This is a genomic window from Mesorhizobium sp. GW821-FHT04C10 (genome assembly GCF_059420305.1).
The window spans coordinates 4,844,572-4,858,328 of the sequence record NZ_JBWKTL010000001.1 but is presented as its reverse complement, the minus strand read 5'-3'; the positions used below and the strand labels follow the sequence as shown (position 1 = coordinate 4,858,328).

The following is a 13,757-nucleotide window of genomic DNA, read 5'->3' as shown; positions in this document are numbered from 1 at the left end:
CGGCAAGATCTAGTGCAGGTCGGTGATGTGCCCTGAAACGGGTGGGTTGTGCGGCTGGAACATCTTGCCGCGCTCGGCGATAAGGATCATCAGCAGCGCCGCGACCGAGACGCTGCAGAAGCCGGCGGCAAGCGGCGTCACCGTGCCGTTGAACGCCTGGCCGATCAGCGTGCCGAGAATGCCGCCGAGAAACGTTTGCATGAAGCCGAGGATGGACGACGCCGTGCCTGCCAGTTGGCCGAGCGGCTCCATGGCCAATGCGTTGAAATTGGCGCCAAGCGCGCCGAAGGGAAGCATGGCGCTGGCAAAGAAGGTGACGAACAGCCAGAGCGGCATCTTGATTTCCAGCGAAACGACCAGCCAGGCCAGGCTGATAACCAGAAACAAAAGCAGCGCGCTCTGCGACAGCCGGCGCATGCCGATACGGCCGACAAGGCGTGAGTTCAGAAAATTCGAGAAGGCGAGCACGCCCGCCACCCCGGCGAAGATGACGGGGAACATCTCGCCGACATGGAAGATGTCGACATAGATCTGCTGCGCCGAGGCGATGAAGCCGAACATGGCGGCGAAGACGAAGGTGCTGGCAAAGGCGTAGCAGAGCGCGATGCGATTGGTGAGCACGATGCGGAATCCTCCGACGACGGAGGAGACCGTCAGGGACCGGCGATATTCGGGGTGCAGCGTTTCCGGCAGGCGCAGCAGCGACCACGCCGACACGATCAGCGCGCCGATGGCCATGGTGACGAAGATGTAGTGCCAGGTCGCGAACAGCATGATGAACTGGCCGATGCCGGGCGCGATGACCGGTATCGCCATGAACACCATGAAGATCAGCGACATGACTTCGGCCATGCGCCGGCCGTCGAATGTATCGCGCACGATCGAGACCGCGATGACGCGCGTGGCGGCCGCGCCAATGCCTTGCACGGCGCGACATATCAGCAAGGTTTCAAAGCTCGGCGCGATGGCTGCCGCCGCAGCCGCCGCCACATAGATGATCAGGCCCGCGACAAGCGGTGAGCGGCGGCCGAAACGATCCGATATCGGTCCGAAGAACAGCTGGCCGCCACCAAAACCAAGAATGTAGGCGGTGACCACATATTGCCGGTGGTTTTCATTCTCGACGCCGAGCGAGGCGCCGATCTGCTGCAGCGCCGGCAGCATGATGTCGATGGCCAGGGAATTCAGCGCCATCAGCGCTGCGCACAGCGCAATGAACTCCCAGCGCGGAATAGGCAGTTTGCTTGCCGATTGCGGCGCTGATGATTGCTGATCCACGGCAAGTCCGATCTTCTAGAGCAATTCCAGGAAAAGTATGGGCGGTCTTCCCCGGGACAAGCGCGTAGCGCTTGCCCTTGGGAATTGCGTCAAAACAGAGAGTTGGAGCGGTTCGCCGTTTCCATGAAACGGTGAAACGCTCCAAAGCAAAAATGCGCCGGCGGGCCGGCGCATTGGCTCGTCTTGGTCCCGATATCGGGACATAAAATTGCCGAGGTGGGCTACCCCGATACTCAGCGCGGTCGCTATGACCGGCCTGAAACCGAAATCAGGCGGCGCCTTTGACGCTCACGCCCTTTTCGACCAGGAAGGTCTGCAACTCGCCGGCCTGGAACATCTCGCGGATAATGTCGCAGCCGCCGACGAATTCGCCCTTGACGTAGAGCTGCGGGATCGTCGGCCAGTTGGAGTAGTCCTTGATGCCCTGGCGCAGTTCAGCCGAGTCCAGGACATTCACGCCTTTGTAGTCGGCGCCGATATAGTCGAGGATCTGGACAACCTGGCCGGAGAAACCGCATTGCGGAAAACCGGGCGTGCCCTTCATGAAAAGGACGACGTCGTTGCCCTTCACTTCATTGTCGATGTAGTCGTTGATACCGCTCATGGAACATCCTTTCACGCCTGTGGGAGTCAGGCTCGAAGCATGCCTTTCAAATAAACCCATAGGTTGCCCGAAACAAGACATTAGCCGTGCCATGGCCGAAATGGCGCAAAGGATGGGCCGTATTGGGCCAAGCGGGTATGGGCTGGAACTGCCTCAGTCGGGGACGCTGGTCTGCAGGGCAAGCGCGTGCAGCACGCCGCCCATATTGCCCTTCAGCGCGTCATAGACCATCTGGTGCTGCTGGACGCGGCTTTTTCCCCGAAAGCTCTCGGCCACGACTTCCGCCGCGTAGTGGTCGCCATCGCCGGCGAGGTCGCGGATCGTCACGCGGGCATCCGGTATGCCGTCCTTGATCAGTTTTTCGATGTCGCGGGCGTCCATTGCCATTGCAGAATTCCTGTTTCGGGCGGGCGGCAACGCGCCCGTGCGATGAGAGTCGGGGTAAACCTAAAGCCTTTCCGGCCGGGATTGAAGCCGTTCCATCCGGCACTGGCGCGATTGTCGCCTAGGTCGCATTCTCGTCCGGACGGTTCGGGTCGGCCGCAGGGTCGTCTTCGCGCATCGAGAAGGCGCGGCCGAGGCTGAAGACCAGCACGTAGAGGGGGAGGTTGACCGCCAGATTGGCGATCGGCAGATAGCTGGTCATTTGCCAGGCGGGCGAGAAGAACGGTTGGCCGTAACCATCGCAGACCAGCGAAGAGCCATACTCCCACAGGGCTCCCAGGACGGCCGCGACGGCGAAAAGCTTGATGCAGGTGACAATGTGCCTCGTTCGGGCTGGATCCGGCAAAAGCCGGCTCCAGAGCATCAGGCAGGCGATCGGAACCGCATAGAGGAGGGTCTGCAGGGCCAGCATAGGAAGCGTGCCGTTGGCCGCGCCAAGGAACTCGGCGCGCGTTTCCAGCCTGGGGCAAACTTCGCTCGAAGTCGTCGACAGCAGGAAGAAGACGAACGGCCCGAGAAACCAGAAGAAGAACAGCGACGGCCAGAAGACGACTGCGATCAGCGCCCGGCCAGCCAGTTTCCTCTGATTGAGCATGATCTTTTTCCGAAAACCGGGTTCCACTTTTCGGGATCATGCTCTGCTCAAGTGGCTTGGTCCATGAAGCGCGGGAACCAGCCTTCGTGGGCGGCGGTCAGGTCGCTGACAGGGATTGCCCTGGCATCGCCAAGCTTCAGCGCATCGCCGCCGGTCGAGCCGATCCACGGCGCGAAGATGCCGAGTTCGCCCTGCTGCTTGCGGATGGCGTCCCATTCCTCGCCATGCGGGTCGATCGACAGCGTCAGGAGATAGCGGCCCTGGTCCTCGCCGAACCAGACCGGGATCGGATCGGTTCCGACAAGGCCGGGAACGGTCGCGCCGATGCCAGACGCCATCGCCATTTCGGCTAGCGCCACGGCGATGCCGCCATCGGAAACGTCATGCGCCGCTGTGACGATGCCGGACGCGATCAACGAACGCACATGGTCGCCGACACGCTTCTCATGAGCGAGGTCGACCGGCGGCGGCGGACCGTCCGTGCGGCCATGGATGTCCCTGAGATAGGCCGACTGGCCAAGATGCGTTCCCCAGGCGGCGGGGGCGCCGACCAGCAGGATCATCTGGTCTTGCGCGGCAAAGCCGATCCGCACCATCTTCGACCAGTCTGATATCAGCCCGACGCCGCCAATGGTCGGTGTCGGCAGGATGCCTTGGCCGTTGGTCTCGTTGTAGAGCGAGACATTGCCGGACACGATCGGAAAGCCGAGCGCGCGGCAGGCATCGCCGATGCCCTTCACCGCGCCGACCAGCTGGCCCATGATCTCGGGTCGCTCCGGGTTGCCGAAATTGAGGTTGTCGGTGGCCGCCAGCGGTAGCGCGCCGGTGGCGGTCAGGTTTCGCCAGCATTCGGCCACCGCCTGCTTGCCGCCCTCATAGGGATCGGCTTCGCAATAGCGCGGCGTCACGTCGGACGAGAAGGCAAGCGCCTTGGTTGCATGGCCTTCCACCCGCACCACGCCGGCATCGCCGCCCGGAAGCTGCAGCGAATTGCCCTGGATCAGCGTGTCGTACTGCTCCCACACCCAGCGGCGCGAGGACAGGTCCGGCCCGCCGAGCAGTTTCAGCAGCGCGTCCGCGACATCGGCCTGGGGAACATCATTGGCGGCAAGCGGCGCCGGCTTCTTCGGCTCTATCCATGGCCGGTCATATTCCGGCGCCTTGTCGCCGAGATCCTTGATCGGCAGGTCGGCGACCTGGTCGCCTTGATGCAGAACGCGGAAGCGCAGGTCGTCGGTGGTCTTGCCGACGATAGCGAAGTCGAGGCCCCATTTGTGGAAGATCGCCTCGGCTTCCTTTTCCTTCTCGGGGCGCAGCACCATCAGCATGCGCTCCTGGCTTTCCGACAGCATCATCTCATAGGCGCTCATGCGTTCTTCGCGCACCGGCACCTTGTCGAGGTCGAGCTCGATGCCGAGGTCGCCCTTGGCGCCCATCTCGACCGCCGAGCAGGTGAGGCCGGCCGCGCCCATGTCCTGGATGGCGATGACGGCACCCGAGGCCATCAGTTCGAGGCAGGCCTCCAGCAGGCATTTTTCGGTGAAGGGATCGCCGACCTGTACGGTCGGGCGCTTCTCGTCGATCTTGTCGTCGAATTCGGCTGACGCCATGGTGGCGCCGCCGACGCCGTCGCGTCCGGTCTTGGCGCCGAGATAGACGACCGGCAGGCCGACGCCCTTGGCTTCCGAAAGGAAGATGGCGTTGGTCTTGGCGAGACCGGCGGCAAAGGCGTTGACCAGGATGTTGCCGTTGTAGCGGGCGTCGAAATTGACCTCGCCGCCGACCGTCGGCACACCGAAGGAATTGCCGTAGCCGCCGACGCCCGACACTACGCCCGCGACGAGATGCCTAGTCTTGGGGTGGTCGGGGGCGCCAAAGCGCAGCGCGTTCATCGCCGCGATCGGCCGCGCGCCCATGGTGAAGACATCGCGCAAAATGCCGCCGACGCCGGTCGCCGCGCCCTGGTAGGGTTCGATGAAGGAAGGGTGGTTGTGGCTCTCCATCTTGAAGACGACGCAGTCGCCATCGCCGATATCGACGACGCCGGCATTCTCGCCCGGCCCTTGGATGACCTGCGGGCCGGTGGTCGGCAGCGTGCGCAGCCACTTCTTCGAGGATTTGTAGGAGCAGTGCTCATTCCACATCGCCGAGAAGATGCCGAGTTCGGTGAAGCTGGGTTCACGTCCGACGAGATCGAGGATGCGTTGATACTCGTCGGGCTTCAGCCCGTGGGCGGCGATGAGCTCGGGGGTGATCGGCACGGAATTGGAAATGGTCATGGGCGGCGATTAATGTCCATGGAAGCGGGGATTTTGAGTCTCCTCTTATCGCAAGCTTTGCGGCCGATACACCCGTCGATCGAGGAAAAAGACAGAAAGCAACAAGGTGAGGACCAGGGCAGGACCGCCCAAGGTCTTTCCGGGCGCCTCGGACCATCGGTCGTGGCGAGACCGCCGAATGCGGAACGCTATGATGTCCCGGCCGTTACGTCTCCAACCATTCAGGAGATCGGACCATGGCTACCAAGCAAGGCAAGAAAGACAACCGCCTCTCGGACAAGGAGGCCATGCATATCGCGGAGACCACTGACGTTTCGCCCGGGCAGGCCAAGGAACTGGCCGAAAAGCACGGCAAGGACAAGGCCAGGAAGGAAGCCAGCAACTTCAAGGCCGAAGGCTGATCCGGGCCCAGCGCTCTCAGGAGAAGCTGTCGTAGCCGGCACGGCCCTCATCGAGAAGCCGACGGAGGACCGCAACGCCGTTGGCGACATCACCGCGCTGTCTCGGCTGCGAAACGCCGAAGCGGACGCCGTGAAAGACCTGTTCGGAGCGGCCTGCCTTGAACTCGTCCTCGTCGTCAATAAGCACGCCATGTTCGAGGCAGGCATTCTTGAAGGTGCCGGAAAGCCACGGATCGGGCAAAGTCAGCCAGACAAAGGGCACCTTGTCGTGTGACTTGAACGCGAAGCCGGCCAGCGTCTCGCGCACGATCGCGATGCGGGCGCCGATTTCGGCGATGCTGCGCTTGCGGATTTCGCTGGCCTGACCTGAGAGCACCAGACGGGCATTCACCTCCGCCAGCAGGAAGGGCATGCCGCCGGTCATCATCTTGTGGGCGACACGGATACGGTGACGATAGGCGGGGGGGCAGGAGAGCCAGCCGCCGCGCACGCCGGCCGCCACCGATTTCGACAGGCCGCTGGCGACGATGGTGCGTTCGGGCGCGAATTCGGCAAGCAGCGGTGTCGTGTCGTCGGTGAGGTTGCCGTAGAGGTCGTCCTCGACCAGGACGACATTGTATTCGCGCGCTATCCCCGCAATTGCCTCGCGGCGCGCCGCCGACAGCGTCACCAGCGTCGGATTCTTGGCAGTCGGCATCAGGAAGATCATCCTGGGATGTTTTTGCGCGCAGACGCGCTCGAAATCCTCGGGATCGAGACCTTCGTCGTCCGACGCCACCAGCGCGGTGCGCCGGCCGATCAACCCGGCACTGCGGGATATCTGCGAATAGGTGAGGTGTTCGAAGGCGACGTAGTCGCCGGGCGTGGTGAGTGCGGCGATCGCCGCCATCACCGCGGCGTGAGTGCCGAGCGTCGGAACGATGCTGTCGACGGCTGGGCGCAAGGAGTTGCGCGACAGCCAGCGGGCGCCGGCTTCGTGCCAGCGGGTTGGAAAATCGCGCGTATAGCTTGAAATCTCGTGAGGATGATCTTGCGCGGTGCGTGACAGCACATCGGCAACGATGGTGCCCTGGCCGACATCGGGTGCCGCCGTGCTGTCGAAACGCAGCTTGTCCTGTGGCGCATCGACGTAGCGGGTGCCTTCCACGCTGACGTCGGGCGCATCCGGCTTCACGCCGTCGGCGTGCTGGCCAAGCACATAGGTGCCACGGCCCACTTCGCCGCTCACCAGCCCGCGCTCGCGCAGCAATTGGTAGGCCCGGCCGACCGTGCCGACGGTGGCGCCGATGTCGTAGGCGAGGTCGCGCTGTGGCGGCAGTTTTGTTCCGGCACCGATCACGCCCTGGTCGATGCCCGCTTCGATGGAGTCCGCAAGGCGTTGATAGAGCGGCCCGGTGCTGGCGGTGAGATCTGGAAGCCAATTTGTCATGGTGACAATTTTCTATATTGCACCGAAATGTGAGTCAATACATATCAATCGCGCACCAAAAGGGGTGCAATTGATAATTTTGGCAGAAAGAAAATGGATACAATCGCGACAATCCGTCCTTCAAGAGCCGTATTTCCAGGCCAGGCGCTCCGTCCGTCGGGTCGTCGCGGCTTTGTCAACCGCCTGGTGCGGGTGGTCGGCTCGCTGGCGACATGGATAGACCATTTGCTGGAACGCCGGCGCACCCGGCTGGCATTGCTGGAAATGACCGATGATCAGCTCAAGGATATCGGCATCTCGCGCTGCGACGCCCACCGTGAAGGTATCAGGCGTTTCTGGGAATAGCTCCGGTCCTACCGGACGCTGTTGGTCCTGAGACGCGCGACGCCGTGATCGGCCAGAACGGCAACGAAGCATATCACCAGAAACAGCGCGGTGATGGCCAGTGCCGCAATGGCGACACTGGTTGCGCCGTTCTTGGCGACATCGAGGAAGGGGTAGGGCACCTCGCCGGCGAACGGCGCCCTCGCCAGCGCATAGGCCAGGTAGGCGATGGGATAGAGCACCCACCAGGAAATGTCGCTCCATCTCGTTCTGCCGTCGGCGCCTGATATCAGCCACCACAGCACGAACACAACGGGCGTCACGTAGTGCAGCAGCACATCGCAGATCAGGAACAGGCCCTGCGGCTGCCACAGACGCGCCAAAACGGTGGCATAGACGATGAAGACCAGGGCGATCGACACGGCGACTCCCGCGCGCATCCGGGGCCCGGCGAAAGCGGGCAGCCACGCGTAGCCGCTGGATGACAGCAGCGAGGTGTAGACCAGAACGGCGCCGATATTGGTCAGGATGGTGAAGAAACTGAAATAGAACACGATCGAGCCGAGCAGGCTGCGGCCGGCTTCCATCGACGCCGGAATGGTGATGCAGAATTGCAGGACAAGGCCGGCCAGACCGATGGCCAGACCCGCTACCTGCAGGAAGCGGCCCATCGTCAGGCGGTCGCGGCGCAGGCCGGATTACCGGCTTGCCAGCGCGCTATATCCGAACCGATGCGCGCGCCGAGCGGGTCGTTCATCAACGGTCCGAACACGTCGACGCGGCTCGAATTGCCTTGCGCCTGCACGACCAGCAATGGCTTTCCGCCATAGTGCTTGGCCGGCACCAAAAGGAAACGCGGCGTGCCGCTGAAGGAATTCAACTCATTGGCCATCTGATATTGCTTGAAGGCCGGGTCCTTGCTGGCGATCCAGCATTTGTGGGCTGCGATTGCGACCTGTTCCATGGCCAACAGCGACGCACTCTTGCCCGAGGGCACAGGCGTGCTTTTCGGGGTCGATTGGCAAGATGCCAGGGCAAGGCCTGCGGCAGCGACGAGGACGATCGTCTTGCTCTTGATCAAGCGGCACCCATCTCGAGTTCGGACAGAAAGATTTTCAGGCCGTCGGTCATCTCGCCCCATACGCGCGACAAGGCCGGATGCTGCGAGGCGATCTGCTCATAGGCATCGAATTTGGGATAGGCGTCGAGCAGGTCGTGGCGGCCCGTCATGGCGCGGAAATTGTTGAAGATGAACCGGGTCGGCGTCAGCCAGGCATCGGCGAAGCTAATGTCGTTGCCGAGGGCGAAGGGGCCTTGCGCCATGCGTGCCTCGATCGCCGCCAACCCGTGGTGCAGGCGTGCGAATTGGGCGTCGATCTCGGCATTGTTGCGCTTCGGCACGGAATGCAGCTCGAAAAGCTTCATTGTCGGCGTCAGCACGTCGAGATCGGTGATGCGGGCGAACATGCGCACCAGCGCGCGGTCCTTGGAATCGGGTGGCAGCAGCGCCGGTTCCGGAAACCGTTCCTCCAGATATTCGGCGATGACCACCGATTCGACGATGGTTTCGCCCGAGCCGGTGATCAGCACCGGAATCCGATTCATCGGCGAGATGGCGCGAAACTCTTCGGGGATCGGAAAACCCGGCGGCGGCGCGATGATCTTGAGCGGTACGTCCTTGATATAGGCCAGCGCGCGCACGATAGATGAGTAGGGCGACAACGGCCGCGAATAGAGTTTCATGACCGTCTCTCTCCCCAGAGCAATGGACTTGATGTCCTTGTAATTCTTACCGCATTCGCGGCTGAACGCGTCAAGCGGCGATACCGAGCGCACCTTCGAAGAGTGCACGGCCGTCGCTGCCGCCATGGGCGGCTTCGATCAGGTTTTCGGGATGAGGCATCAGGCCGAGCACATTGCCTTGCTCGTTGATGATGCCGGCAATGTCGTTGATCGAACCGTTGGGATTGGTGCCTTCCGCATAGCGGAACACTACCTGGCCTTCGCCTTCGACGCGGGCGAGCGTCTCGGTGTCGGCAAAATAGTTGCCGTCATGGTGCGCCACCGGCGAGCGGATGATCTGGCCCGGCTGATAGCGGCGGGTGAACATGGTGTTGGCGTTGGTGATCTGCAGTTTTACCTGCCGGCAAACGAATTTCAGCGAACTGTTGCGCATCAAGGCACCCGGCAGCAGGCCAGCTTCGACCAGGATCTGAAAACCGTTGCAGACGCCGATGACCATCACGCCCTTGGCCGCCTTTTCAGCGACTGCCCGCATGACCGGCATGCGTGCGGCAATGGCGCCACAGCGCAGGTAGTCGCCGAAGGAAAAGCCGCCGGGAATGGCGATCAGGTCGACATCGGGGATCTCGGTGTCGGTCTGCCAGACGGTGGCTGGCGCCTTGCCGGAAATCTTGGTCAGCGCCGCGATCATGTCGCGGTCGCGATTGAGGCCAGGCAGAAGGACGACAGCAGATTTCATGACAATTCCCGTTCGAGCATCTGAGTGAGATACCGGGGTGAAACGTGGTTGGTCAACCAGACACCGTTGTCAGAGAGAAAGAATGACGCTCCGTCCGTCGTCATGGCTACCGAGTCGACCCGCAGGATAACACTTTTTCCGGCGCGACGACGCACGACGATCAGAGCCGTTTCGACATCTTTTGACAAGTGAACATGCTGGCGTGACTGGCTGGTCAGGCCTTCGCGCAGAATGGCGGGGAGAAACTCTTCCTTGGTGCCGTGGTAGAGAACATCCGGCGGAACCGACGGCGGCAGGCCGAGATCGACATCGACGCTGTGGCCTTGCACGGCACGGATGCGATCGCCGTCGACAGCAAAGCGCTTTTTCGGATTCTCTTCGACAATGCGCAAGACATCGACGCCTGATGCGCCGAATTTCGTCTGGATGACCGCGCAAAGCGCGCCAAGATCGGCCCAGCCGTTTTCGTCGAGCGACAATCCCGCTTCGTGCGGCGCGTGCCTAAGGACCAGGCTCATGAATTTCGAGATTTGCGTGTCGTTTGGCATTTGTAAGAAGCAGTCGCGCCACTGTGATTGGGCGGCTTTTATTTCAGCCCGTCCATTTGAGATATCGCTTGCCGGTCTAACGAGTGGGAGCCCGCCGGTCAAACCGCTCATACCAAGATTTCTTGCTGAAAAGCGCCCACGAAGGTTTCAGGCGGTTACTGTTGATTAAGTTTACGCCCACGTCCGTGGGCTTTGAGAGACCATATCGAAGATTTTATACAGTACGAATCCCGTCGTTAACGCCTCTACTCACAAGATGAAGTTGCATACAAAGGACTGAGGCTCGAGTGGACAGCGACAAGATCAAAGAGCGCGAAAATGTTCGACGCTGCATGTGGGTATCGGCAACGATCATAGCATCGCTCTGTGCGTTTACCTTCATGCTGGTCTGGGACGTCAACCCTTCTACCGGAACGCTTTTTTCAAACTGGCTTTCTCTCGATACCGACCTGGGAGCATGCGCCGTCTCGTTCACACGCTTACTGCTGGCAACCGCAATCATTTCAGTCGGCCTGGGTGTCATTTCCGCAGGGCTGATCGTCTCGGATCTGATTGACGTTTTCAGCTACAAGAGAAACTTTCGCCCTTACCGCAGGCTTTTCCTGGCAGGGGCGGGCCTTACGGTATTGTTGCTGCTGCCGCTTCTTTCGAAGGACGCTGGGTGGTACGCTGGCGGCCGTCACGGCATGTCGCGGATCGATCTCGCGAACGCCTGCGTCGCCAGCCACTACACCACTTTCTACAGGCTATACTGGCACCTTCTCATCGTCGTGATCCTGGGTTGGGCCAACATGATGGTGTTGACCAGCCTGCGGCGCGCAATCATTGACGGGCGCGATCCGAACCAGCTTTCGGACGATCCGCGAGTGAGGGAAATCCAGCTGCGAACGCTGAAATGGTCTCAGCGCCGCACGGCAGTTGGACGAATCACGTTCAAGCTCGCGGCGACCATTCTGGCAGCGGCGCTGTTTTTTGGCGGCGCGTCGTCCATGAAGCCCGCCATTGCCCGGTTCATTCATACATTCACCTGGGAACGGCAAAAAGTGAATGTGGTCGAGACCGGCATGCAATGTGTGCTCGAAGTCAAAGTCAGGCGCGAATGGGTGGAGCGGTCCCGTGCCGATTGCTCTCCTTACGCCGAAATGATCCCTTCAACGCCGACGCCGGGCACGGGTGTCTGGCGCATCACGAAAGTCCCGACCGCAAAGCTTGCCTATCGTGCTCCGGACGGTGGCCAATACTCGTTCGACGTGGTCGGAGATTTTTATGTGAATTTCCCGACATCAATCGGCACCGAGATCGAGGTGCTGCGCAATCCGGCCAGCCCGGAGGGGATCGACAAGGTATTCGACAACGGTGACATCAGACGAATGGCCTACAAGCTGCTCATGATCGTCATTGGCGCCGCCGCGATCTACTTTTTGTGGGTTCGCAGGCAACAGAACCCGCGCCCGGTCTAAAGCAGATCATTGCTCATGGGCAGGGCCTGGCGGTGTTTCCAGCCCCGCGATGCCAACTCCCAATCATTAGAGAAGGGCGGCTTCAGCTCAGCGTTACGCTATAGTTCTCGATCACCGTGTTCGCCAGCAGCTTGTCGCACATGGCCTTGAGATCGGCCTCGGCCTTGGCCTTGTCGCTTTCCGCCAGTTCGACGTCGAACACCTTGCCCTGCCGCACCGCGCCGACGCCATCAAAGCCAAGCCCCGACAGCGCGTGTTCGATCGCCTTGCCTTGCGGGTCGAGAACGCCGTTCTTGAGAGTGACGGTAATGCGGGCCTTGATCACGCTGGACATGCTCCTGTTCTGAGTATTGGGTCGCAAGCCGCTCTTAGTGCGGCTTGCCCTTGAGGCCGTCGGTCGAGGCGACAAGCACCGGACCGGTGGGGCGGGGTGGCTCGTTCTCGTTCATGATACCGAGGCGGCGGGCGACTTCCTGATAGGCCTCTACAAGGCCGCCCATGTCGCGGCGGAAACGATCCTTGTCGAGCTTGTCCTGCGTCGCCACGTCCCACAGGCGGCACGAATCCGGCGAAATCTCGTCGGCGACGACAATGCGCATCATGTCGCCTTCGAACAGGCGGCCGCACTCGATCTTGAAGTCGACGAGCTGGATCCCTACGCCCATGAACAGGCCAGAGAGGAAGTCATTGACGCGGATGGCGAGCGCCATGACGTCGTCGATCTCCTGCGGGCTGGCCCAGCCGAAGGCGGTGATATGCTCTTCCGACACCATCGGATCATCGAGCGCGTCGGCCTTGTAATAGAATTCGATGATCGAGCGCGGCAGGACCGTGCCTTCCTCGATGCCGAGGCGCTTCGACAGCGAGCCGGCGGCGACGTTGCGCACCACCACTTCGAGCGGAATGATCTCGACTTCCTTGATCAGCTGTTCGCGCATGTTGAGCCGGCGGATGAAGTGGGTCGGAATGCCCATGCGGTTCAAGTGGTTGAAGATATACTCGGAAATGCGGTTGTTGAGCACGCCCTTGCCGTCGATAACCTCGTGTTTCTTCTTGTTGAACGCGGTTGCATCGTCCTTGAAGAACTGGATCAGCGTGCCCGGTTCGGGTCCCTCATAGAGGATCTTGGCCTTGCCTTCATAAATGCGGCGGCGATTTTTCATCTGAATTTTTCTCTGGATTTGCGGGCAGGCGGCAAGCGACCAGTTCCTGTCCGTCTGCCTAAATTAGTGCGGCGACGGTTGGGTTCAATGCCGGGTCTATCCCAATCACATCGTTTGCTCAATCGGCAAATCCTTCCAATCAACCGCTTTCGGGACTGAAATGCCGCAGCGCAGCATATGACGAAGCGTATTGACCGGCTCGCGACCTTTTGGTTTGTGCTTTGGCAACACACATATCACCTGCCAACGAATCGGATTTAACCCGGAGGGACGCCATGAGCAGCATGAAAGACCGCGAAGAGGGCTTCGAACGCAAGTTTGCATTCGACGAGGAGCTTCGATTCAAGGCCTCGGCGCGCCGCAACAAGGCGCTCGGCCTGTGGGCCGCCGAAAAGCTCGGAAAGTCGGGTGCCGACGCCGACGCCTACGCCAAGGAAGTGGTTGTTTCCGATATCGAGGAAGCCGGCGACCACGACGTGTTCCGCAAGATCCGCAAGGATTTCGATGCCGCCGGCATCGATCAGTCGGACCATCAGATCCGCCGCACCATGGACGAACTGATGGCGCAGGCAATCGAGCAGATCAAAAACACCTGATCCGGGCTGAGCAGGTTCCGCAAAAGTGTCCCACGGTTTTGCGGCCGAACCTGCGACAAGCAAAAGGAAGCAGGTTCCGCAAAAGTGTCCCACGGTTTTGCGGCCGAACCTGCGACAAAACAAGAATGACTGGACCAATCGACCGCCCGGCCAA

The 13,757-nt window shown here is 61.2% G+C and carries 17 protein-coding genes; 4 read left to right on the top strand and 13 right to left on the bottom strand.

Annotated elements, in window-relative coordinates; translation table 11 throughout:
* Nucleotides 1–9: 9 nt before the first annotated feature.
* The 5 genes from AC07UC_RS23710 to purL form a co-directional block, all read right to left on the bottom strand.
* Entirely contained in the window at nucleotides 10–1,278 is a 1,269-nt protein-coding gene (locus AC07UC_RS23710) for a multidrug effflux MFS transporter (RefSeq protein ID WP_494907584.1), read from the bottom strand.
* A 268-nt stretch (nucleotides 1,279–1,546) separates the two neighbouring features.
* A complete protein-coding gene (gene grxD, locus AC07UC_RS23705; RefSeq protein ID WP_013895877.1) occupies nucleotides 1,547–1,882 on the bottom strand; it encodes a Grx4 family monothiol glutaredoxin in 336 nt (111 codons plus the stop codon).
* Nucleotides 1,883–2,035: 153 nt separating this feature from the next.
* Complete coding sequence (locus tag AC07UC_RS23700) at nucleotides 2,036–2,269, bottom strand: BolA/IbaG family iron-sulfur metabolism protein (RefSeq protein ID WP_056562227.1); 234 nt, start codon at nucleotides 2,267–2,269, stop codon at nucleotides 2,036–2,038.
* 118 nt (nucleotides 2,270–2,387) lie between these two features.
* Nucleotides 2,388–2,921, bottom strand: a complete 534-nt coding sequence (locus AC07UC_RS23695) for a hypothetical protein (protein ID WP_494907583.1) — start codon at nucleotides 2,919–2,921, stop codon at nucleotides 2,388–2,390.
* Between the two features lie 47 nt (nucleotides 2,922–2,968).
* Complete coding sequence (gene purL, locus AC07UC_RS23690; RefSeq protein WP_494907582.1) at nucleotides 2,969–5,200, bottom strand: phosphoribosylformylglycinamidine synthase subunit PurL; 2,232 nt, start codon at nucleotides 5,198–5,200, stop codon at nucleotides 2,969–2,971.
* A gap of 236 nt (nucleotides 5,201–5,436) precedes the next feature.
* Here purL and AC07UC_RS23685 point away from each other — a divergent pair, with 236 nt between their 5' ends.
* On the top strand, nucleotides 5,437–5,601 hold the full coding sequence (locus AC07UC_RS23685) for a hypothetical protein (protein WP_181179463.1): 165 nt from the start codon (nucleotides 5,437–5,439) through the stop codon (nucleotides 5,599–5,601).
* Nucleotides 5,602–5,617: 16 nt separating this feature from the next.
* Here AC07UC_RS23685 and AC07UC_RS23680 read toward each other — a convergent pair whose 3' ends face one another.
* On the bottom strand, nucleotides 5,618–7,030 hold the full coding sequence (locus AC07UC_RS23680) for an aminotransferase-like domain-containing protein (RefSeq protein WP_494907581.1): 1,413 nt from the start codon (nucleotides 7,028–7,030) through the stop codon (nucleotides 5,618–5,620).
* A gap of 93 nt (nucleotides 7,031–7,123) precedes the next feature.
* Between AC07UC_RS23680 and AC07UC_RS23675 the strand changes: the two genes are divergently transcribed.
* Nucleotides 7,124–7,375 carry a DUF1127 domain-containing protein gene (locus AC07UC_RS23675; protein WP_140767824.1) on the top strand — a complete coding sequence of 84 codons (252 nt, stop codon included), beginning with the start codon at nucleotides 7,124–7,126 and terminating at the stop codon, nucleotides 7,373–7,375.
* Nucleotides 7,376–7,383: 8 nt separating this feature from the next.
* Here AC07UC_RS23675 and AC07UC_RS23670 read toward each other — a convergent pair whose 3' ends face one another.
* The 5 genes from AC07UC_RS23670 to AC07UC_RS23650 all read right to left on the bottom strand — a co-directional run bounded on the left by AC07UC_RS23670 (nucleotide 7,384) and on the right by AC07UC_RS23650 (nucleotide 10,384).
* Complete coding sequence (locus AC07UC_RS23670; protein ID WP_494907580.1) at nucleotides 7,384–8,025, bottom strand: Pr6Pr family membrane protein; 642 nt, start codon at nucleotides 8,023–8,025, stop codon at nucleotides 7,384–7,386.
* A 2-nt stretch (nucleotides 8,026–8,027) separates the two neighbouring features.
* Entirely contained in the window at nucleotides 8,028–8,435 is a 408-nt protein-coding gene (locus AC07UC_RS23665) for a hypothetical protein (protein ID WP_140767822.1), read from the bottom strand.
* Nucleotides 8,432–9,097 carry a glutathione S-transferase family protein gene (locus AC07UC_RS23660; RefSeq protein WP_140767821.1) on the bottom strand — a complete coding sequence of 222 codons (666 nt, stop codon included), beginning with the start codon at nucleotides 9,095–9,097 and terminating at the stop codon, nucleotides 8,432–8,434. Before AC07UC_RS23660 ends, AC07UC_RS23665 begins: the two co-directional genes overlap by 4 nt.
* 70 nt (nucleotides 9,098–9,167) lie before the next feature.
* On the bottom strand, nucleotides 9,168–9,836 hold the full coding sequence (purQ, locus tag AC07UC_RS23655; RefSeq protein ID WP_140767820.1) for a phosphoribosylformylglycinamidine synthase subunit PurQ: 669 nt from the start codon (nucleotides 9,834–9,836) through the stop codon (nucleotides 9,168–9,170).
* Nucleotides 9,833–10,384: an RNA 2'-phosphotransferase gene (locus AC07UC_RS23650; protein ID WP_494908978.1), complete on the bottom strand. Its 552-nt coding sequence runs from the start codon at nucleotides 10,382–10,384 to the stop codon at nucleotides 9,833–9,835. Before AC07UC_RS23650 ends, purQ begins: the two co-directional genes overlap by 4 nt.
* 287 nt (nucleotides 10,385–10,671) lie before the next feature.
* On the opposite strand from AC07UC_RS23650, the gene AC07UC_RS23645 reads away from it, so the two are divergent.
* Entirely contained in the window at nucleotides 10,672–11,844 is a 1,173-nt protein-coding gene (locus AC07UC_RS23645) for a hypothetical protein (protein WP_494907579.1), read from the top strand.
* Between the two features lie 82 nt (nucleotides 11,845–11,926).
* On the opposite strand, the gene purS is transcribed toward AC07UC_RS23645, so the two are convergent.
* Both purS and purC read right to left on the bottom strand, forming a co-directional pair.
* A complete protein-coding gene (gene purS, locus AC07UC_RS23640; RefSeq protein WP_494908977.1) occupies nucleotides 11,927–12,169 on the bottom strand; it encodes a phosphoribosylformylglycinamidine synthase subunit PurS in 243 nt (80 codons plus the stop codon).
* A 43-nt stretch (nucleotides 12,170–12,212) separates the two neighbouring features.
* Complete coding sequence (gene purC, locus AC07UC_RS23635) at nucleotides 12,213–13,007, bottom strand: phosphoribosylaminoimidazolesuccinocarboxamide synthase (RefSeq protein ID WP_013532127.1); 795 nt, start codon at nucleotides 13,005–13,007, stop codon at nucleotides 12,213–12,215.
* Between the two features lie 275 nt (nucleotides 13,008–13,282).
* Here purC and AC07UC_RS23630 point away from each other — a divergent pair, with 275 nt between their 5' ends.
* Entirely contained in the window at nucleotides 13,283–13,603 is a 321-nt protein-coding gene (locus AC07UC_RS23630) for a DUF1476 domain-containing protein (RefSeq protein WP_064991667.1), read from the top strand.
* Nucleotides 13,604–13,757 lie beyond the last annotated feature (154 nt).

Coding starts and splice junctions, on each gene's coding strand:
- grxD (WP_013895877.1), bottom strand. CDS start 1,882: ATGAGCGGTATCAACGACTACATCGACAATGAAGTGAAGGGCAACGAC.
- AC07UC_RS23700 (WP_056562227.1), bottom strand. CDS start 2,269: ATGGCAATGGACGCCCGCGACATCGAAAAACTGATCAAGGACGGCATA.
- AC07UC_RS23695 (WP_494907583.1), bottom strand. CDS start 2,921: ATGCTCAATCAGAGGAAACTGGCTGGCCGGGCGCTGATCGCAGTCGTC.
- purL (WP_494907582.1), bottom strand. CDS start 5,200: ATGACCATTTCCAATTCCGTGCCGATCACCCCCGAGCTCATCGCCGCC.
- AC07UC_RS23685 (WP_181179463.1), top strand. CDS start 5,437: ATGGCTACCAAGCAAGGCAAGAAAGACAACCGCCTCTCGGACAAGGAG.
- AC07UC_RS23680 (WP_494907581.1), bottom strand. CDS start 7,030: ATGACAAATTGGCTTCCAGATCTCACCGCCAGCACCGGGCCGCTCTAT.
- AC07UC_RS23675 (WP_140767824.1), top strand. CDS start 7,124: ATGGATACAATCGCGACAATCCGTCCTTCAAGAGCCGTATTTCCAGGC.
- AC07UC_RS23670 (WP_494907580.1), bottom strand. CDS start 8,025: ATGGGCCGCTTCCTGCAGGTAGCGGGTCTGGCCATCGGTCTGGCCGGC.
- AC07UC_RS23660 (WP_140767821.1), bottom strand. CDS start 9,097: ATGAAACTCTATTCGCGGCCGTTGTCGCCCTACTCATCTATCGTGCGC.
- purQ (WP_140767820.1), bottom strand. CDS start 9,836: ATGAAATCTGCTGTCGTCCTTCTGCCTGGCCTCAATCGCGACCGCGAC.
- AC07UC_RS23650 (WP_494908978.1), bottom strand. CDS start 10,384: ATGCCAAACGACACGCAAATCTCGAAATTCATGAGCCTGGTCCTTAGG.
- purC (WP_013532127.1), bottom strand. CDS start 13,007: ATGAAAAATCGCCGCCGCATTTATGAAGGCAAGGCCAAGATCCTCTAT.
- AC07UC_RS23630 (WP_064991667.1), top strand. CDS start 13,283: ATGAGCAGCATGAAAGACCGCGAAGAGGGCTTCGAACGCAAGTTTGCA.